The following is an 11,039-nucleotide window of genomic DNA, read 5'->3' as shown; positions in this document are numbered from 1 at the left end:
TACGCCTCACTATTAGTATATTGTCTATTAGGTTGTTCCATACCAAAGGGATAGTAATGTGAGATATGATTTATCTCTGCTTCAAAACCTTGTGGAGTGTTATTAGCACCTATAGAAGTAAATAATTTCACATCTGTTACTACCACTCTCACATTACCTAAATGGTCTTTAAGTTCATATTGTTTTTGTCCTATTTTACTAGTCGCAACCACCCCAGAGGAAACACTCATTTGGTCTTCTGTTGCAAAATCTATAAAGAATCCATTAGGGGCATTATTTACATCTACATCAAAATTAGGTAATAACTCTAACTGCCCTTGGTCTTGTTTTAGCCAATAAGAATTACCCACATAAGTTGTTCTTGTCTCAACGCTTGTAATCCATTCTGCACCAGGAGGTATATAATTGATTGGTGTAGAAGGTCCCTCATTTTGATTCTTAATATCCACCACAGTCTTATCCATACCCAATCTATCAGAACCATATAACATTCTTTCTGTAAGGTTAAAGGTATAATTAATAGGAGAAGTATCTTCTTTTTCGTAAGTACTTAAATGGTTACCTTGTGCATCACGTACATAATAAGTAGTTTTACTTAATACAGTATTATCATTTGTTACTTTTTTACGTACACGATTTCCAGAGGCATCATAAATGTACTCTATAGTAGTAGAGTTTTTTACAACCTTTTGCACTTTACCATAAGGATTCCAAGTTACAGCACTACCTTCTTGTGCATCACTTACCAAATTGCCTATGGCATCATATACATAATTATTTTCTGTTGTTTGGTCTTCTATATCAGTAGCAATAGACGCTGTGTTCACAGCATCATCAACACTTTTTAGTTTATTATTGACAATTTTTCCTCCAACCAAGTTATAATTGTAAGTTAAAGTGTCCATTAATATATTTCCATTGGCTCTACGACTAAGTTTCAAAAGGTTTCCATTACCATCATAACTATAATTGGTAGAATAATCAGTAGTAACACTCCAAGAAGAAGTTTGGTCATTAAAGATATTCATTTTGCTGGATGTAATACGATTTAGCAAATCATAACTAAATGCATCAGCAGTCATATCACCCAAATAAGAAGTAGAACCAATAGCAGCAGAGTTAATACTACTATTCACTCTTGAACGCTGTACCCAAGTACTAATATTTCCATTGTATAAGTTTCTTGCTGTACTACCATTCATAAGTGGTTGCACATTAAACACTTGTGAAGCATCTAAAGATGATGGAACATTAGAAGATGTCGCATTTTTATAATCCCCCTGATAATACCCTAAAGACATCCCATAGGCATCTTTAGCAGTTTTGTAAATACCTACTAAGCCATTACCATCATTAGAAGGGTCTTTAGTTGCATCCAGAGTAGGGTGATTCATCGCTTTTATCCAACCATGTATGGTATAGGTATAGTCAAGCCCTTGTACCTTGTTATTACCCAATTCTGTACGTTTCAGAGGACCATGTAAATAATAGCTATATGCGGCATCTGTATCCCATAAATAACCATCTCTGGAAGTTTCAGCTTTTACAATTCTATTCTCATCATCATAATCATAACGATGCATAAATTGGTCTGGTTTGCCCTCATTATAGATTACTTTCAATACCTTACCACTAATAAGATCATAATTATATTTCACAAAAGATTTACCCAAAAAGTCTTGTTTTTGCCCCATCCATTCTACATTTCCATGGGGGTCGTAGCTGTAATAAGTTGTTACTTGGTCTTCTAAACTATTCAAATTACCATCAGCATCTGTAAAACTGTAACTCACTCTATTACGCAAATAGCGTTGGGTAGAGCCATTCAGATATAAGCCATCACTATATGAGTTACTATAAACTGTTTTGGTGATATGTTTTTTATCTGTTGTTTTATTCAGTTTTGCTTCATATACTTCTGTTGTTCTTCCTAATTCGTCATAGTCTGTATGCGAATAATCTGAAGTAAGAACCTGTTTAGCGTTCTGGGAGTGTGTTATTTGACTGATGGCGTTATACCAGAATTTTGTTTCTCCGCCATCTGGTGTATTTTGGCTTATAAGTTTACCCAAACTATTGTAATAATAGTAGGTTACCATTCTGTGGTTTGGTGTTCCTGTTGGACTAGGTGTTATAATATCAACACCAGCTGGTGGCACAGTGCGAATTAGATTGCCTGAACGGTCGTAATAATATAGTGTATAATGGTAATAACCAATAGAATACGAGATTTTAAATTCTTCTTCTAAATTAGCTACATTACATTGAGTATTCATATTTGTTTCGGCTGTAGAAAGCTGAGAATTAATCCAATCTTGCAATTGATTATTTATGTTTCCATATACCCACTCTGTATTAGCAGAGTTACAATCTACGGGTTCTGGATCATAGCTTCCCAAATCTCCTGGAGGGTTAATGACTGTTGGAGGTTCTAACCAACGATAACAAAGATTTCTAGAACCACATCTGGGCATGGTATATTTAGCATTGTAATATTCATCAACACCATTACTGCCAGAGTTTGAATTATCACCTAAAATATAAATTTTGCTATCATTGATATTATCTTTTTCTTCTGCAATAAAATCATGGAGTGTTCCTGGTACAAGGTTTGTCATAGTTGCAAATCCTTGGTCTATACCATCTAATGATAATGTTTGAAAGAAAGCAGACGTTCCACTCAAATTACTTATGGCATACACTTTTGTTTTTCCAACTGCAATATTACTTGTTAAGCCTTTAAGATTAACTGTATTCATCAAAAAACCAGTATTTGAATAGGTAGTAACATAACTTTCCTGTAAACTATTTACAATTTTTGTATTAAGTACATAAGCTTTTCCTTTGTTTACTTTAAAGTCTTGTACATCTGCTATCTCTATATTATTCCAAATAATAACTTTTGTATCTTTATTTATACCTAATATCTTGTTATTTTTAGCTGCTATATATATCGTTCTATATTCTGAATCGTCTATATGAAGGGATAATTCTCCGTGACTATTTGCAATCTCTGGAGCAACAAAAGTTTTCCAAGGAGCTCCTCCACTCAAATTATTAGATGGTAATTCATGAATCTCTGTTTGAGGTTCAGTTTCATTACCATTAATAAAGTTTTTAAATAATATAAAGATATTATTAGAAATTTTGTCATGTGCTATCCCTTGAGCTCTAAATTGGTTATTATAGGGATTAGTTTGAGGATTAGTGCTATCATACTCTAAAGAATAATCTTGCCCCACGGTCACTAAGTTAGAACTATATTTTTTTACTCTTAATTTGAATTTTCCAGTATTACCTTCCATGTAAGAGGCTATAATATAAATATCATTATTTGTATCAATAGTAAAATCAATAAAATAATATCCATGTGTGTCTATATTGAAATGGTCGTATAGATTAATAATAGCGTTTGGAGATTGTGTTGCTGATACCGGCTCATTAGCTAGATTTGTTGCATGTTTAGACAAAAACTGCCCTGACAAAGAATAAACAAATGTTTTTTCTTTATTAAATAATATTTTTTTAGATGAACCCTCAACAGAAGTGCCAGTAGGTCTTGTTCTACCATTCCATAATATACCAGAAGTTACAGAGTTTTGCCCTGAAATTGTAATCCAAGGGTTTTGAGTATCTGTGGGACAACTTGCACCAATATTAGGTACATTTACATCTAAATTATGAAGCATTAGTTTTTCATACCAAGCTGTTACAGCAGTTTGGTTATTCACAGTGATACTGCCATCACCATTAACAGTATAATTTATATCACAATTTTGTTTGCACTGGGCTACCCAATTATCAGCCATTTCATTGATTTCACAATCATCTATAGATAAGCTATTGGCAATTACATAAGCCCTAATTTTACTAATGAGTTCTTCTCTTCTCAAATCACAAGCAGCCATACAAGTGGCTTCTGTTTGTGCTATAATCTCTTGGTATGTAACTGGAACTCCATTTATTACAGCATTTTGGTTTGCTATATAACAATGATAGACATTGTTTCTCACTTCTGGAAGCAATAATTGGAAATCCGCTTGAACAGTTAGATTGTTGGTACTAGAATTATATATTTTTACACATCGAACAAAAGCATCAATACTTGTACTTGTTACATGAAAGATTTTATAAAATTCATTTTTATTGAGAGTTTGTGGTGCTACAGTACAACCTATTTTATCTGTTCCATATATCTCTCCATTTGTTGTTATTCTTTTAATAGAATTAAAGAATGCTGGTAGAAATTCCTGATTATTTTCTTTCATCCACACTAACATTGCTTTATTTTCTAAAGCAGCTTGTTCTTTTATCCAAGCTAATCTTCCTACTTGTTGTTGCCAAGCATTCCAAACATTTGAACATATATATGCCCCTTGAGGTGGAGTTGGATTGTTGTTTAATAGTGATACAAGCATAGACTGAATATCACCTTGGTTATGTGTATCTACAATTTGGTTTAATGATAAACCCAAGTTACCAAGTTCTAAGTTTAGATAAGTTATATATTCCGAAGCTGCTTCACTTACATCGAGCTTAGAACATGGTGTTTGATTACATATTTGACTCAAGTTTAATTTAGGGATTGATATTAATGTATTATCACATCCAATAGGTACTTGGTAAGATTGACCTACCTCTATAAGCCCTATAGTGGTATCTAAATAATTATATAGTCCTTGCAAGTCTTTAGCGTTCAAATAAATCATTATCTGTTGCCATATAGGACTTGGATTATTGTTATCTTTAAGATAACTATTATAGTGATTTTTAAGTGACTCTAAAGCATCTTGTATAGGTGCATTTTGCAAATTTCCATTCACATCATAAGAAACATTGCTAATCACTCTTTTTTCTATTGTATAAGTACCTGCAGGTATCTCATTAACAACAACAGATGTTAGGTTTATTAAAGACGATAAACCTTGGCAAGCAGCAGCAGGATTTATTTTCTCATTTACTAAAATTCTTGGTGGAAACCCTGTTGGGTTGGTTACACTTTTTAATTCTATGACTATATTATAACCACAAGTCTTGCAAATTTGTAGTGTTCCACAAATTTGATTTAAAGCTTTAGGGGTCATTTTATAGCTATAGTTAAAGCTATTTTCAGGTTGTTCAAAGGTTATTAATTTTGAGCTAACACTATTGAAGCCATTGATAAGAACCTTTTCTGTTATAGTTTCTGTTATAGTTTGTGGTGAACTAGAACCTATAGCATCTAAAGTTGGGCTTTGAGTACTTGCAGACAAAGCTGTGGCTATTGTTTTGCCATCTTTAGTTTGATATTGTACTGATGCAACACCATTTTGGTCAATGGTTATAATCTTACGAGCATTTTTTGCAGGAGGAGCCTCTTTTCCAAAGACTCTTTGTAGCTCAGCATCAGCAACACTGCTGTAGTATGTTCTTACTGTTTTACCACCATCATTAGTTGAACTCAAACGATGAGTTTTCCCAACACCAGATTGCTCAATAGGTCTTCCATCAGGTCCTAATAAAGTACGACTATAAGGATAACCTTCTGCACTTGCAACACCTTTATTACTTCCATCTCCCAAGTCTACTCCACCATAGTAATCACCCCCTGATTGAATAAGAATCGATGGGTCTTTCAGTTTTAAATCTTCATCGAAATCAGATACTGAATAATTTTGATTGGAATTATTTTTTAACCAACTCGATTCATAACCAAATAAGCTTTTATTATACATTGGCATAGGCAATGTACTCAAAACATTTCGCCCAAGATAGTCTTGATAAGTTTGTGAACCTATTATTCTATTATTTGATTGAAGTCTATTTTGTTGTTGTTGTGTTTGCAAAAGTCCATTTGCAAAACTCATAGTTTCTGCTAATCTACTTCCTTCACTGAATACACGGCTATATATCCAGTTATAATTTCCTTGTGGTTGAATATAATAAAAACTTTGAGAGGTACTCCACATCCCCAAATTGACAGGATTAGCAATTTCTCCATTAGGATCAACATTTCCAATAGCTCTAATTCTCCAATGATAATTCCCTGTACCTTCTGCAAGAACAAGGCGATATTTATAAATATTATTATCCCCATTTTGCTGATCAAAAAACTTCTTACCATCTAGTTGTATTCTAAGAGCATTTTTCCAGTTTGGGCTAACATTAGGATCTTTGACAATCTCTAATTCGTATAATGGAAAACGATAACAAGTACTTTGCCATTGGAATATTTGTTCGAAATTAGTATTATTAACAGTTAATGGTGTTAAAGTTATATTAGCAACTGTAGGATTATAAATTCTATCTTCTTCATAACTTACTTGTAGTCTCACATCTTGAGAGGCCACACTTCCATTTGTTATTTCAACTATTTCTACTTGAAAGTAGTCCAAATCATAAACAGTTATATTATAAGGTTGTGTAAACAACTGAGATGTATTGCTATTATTAATTTGTAGTGTAGTAGTAAGAGATGGTAAAGCACCTTGTGATGTGTAGGGTGTAATTTTTAACTTTACAGAAGCACTAATGCTTTGTTTACCCCAATCATAGGTGTTACTTCTTGCTAAAAAGTCAAATAATATATTTAGTCTCAGGTTTCTAAGCGTGAGTTCTGGACATGTTGTTTGGGGTGTACAAGATTTTACACCTAAGTAGGTTGTACCTAGGTTCAAGGGCAAATTCATTGCAGATGTAAGGGGAGCCTTTACAGAAACATTTTTTACTATTTCTGCACTCTGTCCACAGGCATTACTTGCTCGAACTTTAATCTGTCCAGTTGTAAAATTATTAACTTGTACTGTAATTTGATTAGTCCCTGCTCCACTTACTATTGAAACACCTGAAGGAACTGTCCACTGATATGAAGTATTAGCTATATTATTTACATTATATGTAGCTTGTGTATTAATACAAACAACAGAAGGTCCTTCTACATTACTAATCGTAGGAATGTTAATAGGACTTATTGCTTTTACAATTTGTGAAGATTGCCCACAACTATTTGTTTTTCTTACTATAACAGACCCACCCTGTGAGTCATTTATCAAAAACGTGGCTTTTCTTTGTATAATATCTACATTTTGTAATACAATTGAGTTAGTAATACCATTTGAGGTACTAGACCAATTTAAAAGTTCCCAGGCCTGTATTGTTCCTGCAAAGGAATACTCTACAATACCACCCACACAAGGATTAGTAGGCCCATTGATAACATTATCTCCTTGTACTGTTGGTGCAGAACCAGGTCCTGTTATAGGATTTAATATTGCAACATTTGTTATACCAGTACCTATTCTGATACGTATTGTTGCTGTTACACTACCAGAACCAACAGCAGTATTCCAAACAATTAAAGCCCTTCTTCTATCAGAAGGGTCAACTGTGATTTGTGTACCAGTAGCAGCAGCAGCAGGAGTAACAGACCATTGGTAATTGGTGCCTAATATTCCACTTGTAAAGTTATATACCTCACCTTGCCCACCAGAACAAACTTGAGTATTGCCTACTATCTGACTTTTAGCTTCAAAACTAAAAGCCAAAATCATTAATAATAATAAACTGAAATAGCCATGAACTTTTTTCATATTCCGCTAACGATAAATATTTTTAGTATTTTTTTTGTCTTCTTCTATTACTGTAAAATTTGGATATTTATTAATGATTTTACTTTGTGTAAAGTCATCAATAATAGATTTTCCAGTTACTTTTTCTTTTTTTATAATTTCTAAATCTATTTTTTTTATAGGACTTTTTGAGTCATATATACTACTAGATTTTATCATTTCTTGGCTTGTTTCATCTATCCAAATAACCATCTCATTAATCATAGATTTTTGAACATAATTTGATGGTACTTTCAAAGTTACTTTTTTCAGTTTCTTACCTAGTTCTAAAACATTCACACATTCTTTTAATTGAGCATTTTTTAGTAGCTCTGTTTGCAATGCTAAACCAGAAATTCCATTTACAATTTTTTTATTCTGATTATATATATATATTCTTTTCTCATTTTTGAATACAACCACAATTTTTTTTTCATCTTGTATTAACTCAATATCTGGAGTATTATAATGCAATTTTTTACCTTTTACAACCACATTAGATTGCTCTGTGTTTTGAGAAATATTTTTTGAGTCTGGAGTTTGATAATGATTAGTTACTCTTAATGTAAAAGCTATTTCTTCATTATTATTTAGTTCATCTAATGCTTTTTGGTGTGATTGTTTTAATAAATTTAAACAATCATCTTGTGCCCAAGAAATTCCTTCCAAACCTAAAGTCAAATATGCTATGATGATATATTTTATCAATTTCATGGTCTCGCCTCTTTGGGAGTATTGTATTGTGTTTCTTGAATTGTTTTAATACCTCTCTCCGTTTCAACTAACTTTCTTACTAACTTTCCTTCATAGTTATATTGATAATACATACCAAAGTGTTGAGAATCTAAAGAAGCTAATAATCTCAAAGTTTTAGGGTCGTATACATAACTTGCAATCTCAGAATCAAGGGGTTGTACAGCAATGTCATCAATAAATATTTGAGATGAGAATCCAACGCTTTTTTCTAAACTTATCTTGAAAGAATCTTTTAAAAGAATTTGTGAAAGTTCTGATGAGACAAAGTTAGCCTCACATAAACGCCATTCCCCTGTTTGAGCTACCACATTAACACGCTTATTTGTTATCACAGCATTACTTTTATTTAAGACTCTTACTGATATATACTTAGTATTACTACTCTCATTATTCAGTAATTCAGTTGATTTTACCCAAAATTTCACTAACACACCCTTGTTTTGTATGTGTTCAGTCATTTTTAAGCCATTTGCTTCTGGATTATTAAATTCAAGGGTGTAAGTACTTCCACTCATTAAAGCAGAACTCCTCCCTGAATGAGCTACTTCTTCTGGATTAGTTAAATTAGGGACAATAATAATATTTGACAATAGGTTGTCCTCAAGTGTTGTTACTGAGCCATTTGTATAGGTATTCTCGAAGCTTTCAAATAGTACTTCTTGTAATGAAGCATTCTTTGCTACTAAGTATGCTAAATTACCATTATAACCAAATTTTGCACAACTTCTTATACCTAACATATTTCTTTCTTGCAAAACTTCTCCATTAGGGGAGTATATTTCTACTTCTGTAGGTGCTAACCATTTAGTTGGACGATAACGGCTTTTAGATTGCCAGTTAAATGGTATATAACTGAAAGTTCCTGACTCATAATTAGGCATGTCTGTACCATTGGCATTTTTAGCGTTTAAAGGAGTATTGAATGTATAGGCTCTTTGGGCAAACCATCTACCTCTATGCCCAGCTTCAAAAGGATTATAAGTTATTTCTTGAGTGGGTTCACCCCAGTTGGTAGTCAGTTGGCTTGCACTTGCAGAAACAATTGAATCATATTTTATGGTAGCCTTTTCACCTATACAGTCAAAAGGAATACTAGCATTACAGTTTACAAGAGGATAAGAAAATAAGATTGCTCCTGTTGAGCCGTTTTTTACAACACCAATATCACTAGCAGGATTAATACCTATATATCGGCCACTACATATAGGAGGTTGTGTAGTAATTGTGTATATTGCTATACTTTGTTTAACATTTCCACACCCATCTATTGAATTCAAAGTAAGTTTTACAGTGTATGTTGCTCCAGCAAAAGGGAAACTATAATTAAAAATTGATTGATTAGAAGTTGCAACTACATTATTTTCAGAATTAATAACTTCCCATTGATACACCAAATTACTTAAACCATTAATTACTGTTGGTGTGAAGTTTACTTCTTCACCTGCTTTTGGATGAGTTTGATTTCCATTGATATAGACTGTTGGATATAATCCATTATCAACACAAAACTTAAATTTAGTTGAATAACTTGAAGAATATAGAGCATAAGGAACATTAGACCACAACATACTTATCGTTGATATTGTAGTTAAATAAATTGTGTTGTCTGAAAAATTAACTATTGGATCTAACAAGTAACTTGGAACTTGTACTGACCATGTGTTACCTACTGTCACAGGACTTCCTCCTAATACCCCACTTACACTATATCTATTAGTAACATTTTCGGATGGGTTATCAATCTTAAATATTTGTACAGATGATTGAAAACCAGTATATGGATCAAAAACAGGTTTAGTACCCGTTACTGTATAAGTATCCCCAGATTTAGTGATATTACTTATGGATGCCGTTCCACCCATACCACTCCATTGTGTATGCTCACTTAGCAACCCATTATTCTTAATTATATTATTGAAAGAATAAGTTGGATAAATATTTGCACCTCTAATTCCTCCTGAGTTAGGATGTGGTATTGTAAAAAAATAGGGGTTATTAGCGTTATTGTATATATGATTACCTGTTATTTCTATTATACCTTCAATTAATGATGGAGAAGGAGTATTTATTTCAATTCCATTCTTTTGGCAATTTGTTATAGTATTATTTTTAATTTTTGCTCTCAATACAGTATTTGCAATATAAATACCTGTACCTCCATCAGGGGGATTAGAGCATGGAACAGAAACTATTGGAGGGTTAGATCCTGCTGGAGCTGCTGCAAAACACGGTCCAAATATACTTTGAGCATAAATATTTGATATTTTACAATTTTTAATTTCTATATCATTTGCATTAATCATTATACCATAATGAGACCAATATGTCCAATATGTTTGGTTTGGTATAGGTGTACCATCTATATTTAATCCATTTATAGTTGATCCTGAATAATTTAAAACTATTCCCCCTCTAATAATTACTGAAGATTGCCCAACAATAACTACAGGTTTAGTAAAAGTAACATAATAAGGATTAGAAATATCTATATAATGTGGTCCATTACCTGATATATTAAATATAATATGAACTGGAGGTGATGCTACAGGGAAACTATTAACCTGACTTACAGCATTAGCAAAAGACCCTTCTCCTGATTGGAGAGTATTAGTAACTTGTATTTCTACTATTTGCCCTTTCGAAATTATACTTATAGAAAAATACAAACATATAATTATAGCTATTCTTTTCATATTA

The 11,039-nt window shown here is 32.5% G+C and carries 3 protein-coding genes; all 3 read right to left on the bottom strand.

The annotated features are described in order from the left end of the window. A partial coding sequence (locus AD998_21315) for a hypothetical protein (GenBank protein KOY84407.1) occupies positions 1-7,568 on the bottom strand: 7,568 nt, incomplete at its 3' end. Positions 7,569-7,574: 6 nt separating this feature from the next. Then, complete coding sequence (locus tag AD998_21310; GenBank protein KOY84406.1) at positions 7,575-8,300, bottom strand: hypothetical protein; 726 nt, start codon at positions 8,298-8,300, stop codon at positions 7,575-7,577. Further along, the gene (locus AD998_21305; protein ID KOY84405.1) at positions 8,297-11,035 is read right to left on the bottom strand and encodes a hypothetical protein; all 2,739 of its coding nucleotides are present in this window, start codon (positions 11,033-11,035) and stop codon (positions 8,297-8,299) included. The genes AD998_21310 and AD998_21305 overlap by 4 nt, the downstream gene beginning before the upstream one ends. Positions 11,036-11,039 lie beyond the last annotated feature (4 nt).

The sequence above is a fragment of the bacterium 336/3 genome, assembly GCA_001281695.1.
Lineage (GTDB): Bacteria > Bacteroidota > Bacteroidia > Cytophagales > Thermonemataceae > Raineya.
The sequence above is the reverse complement of the archived record's forward strand: the minus strand, read 5'-3'. Positions and strand labels throughout refer to the sequence as shown.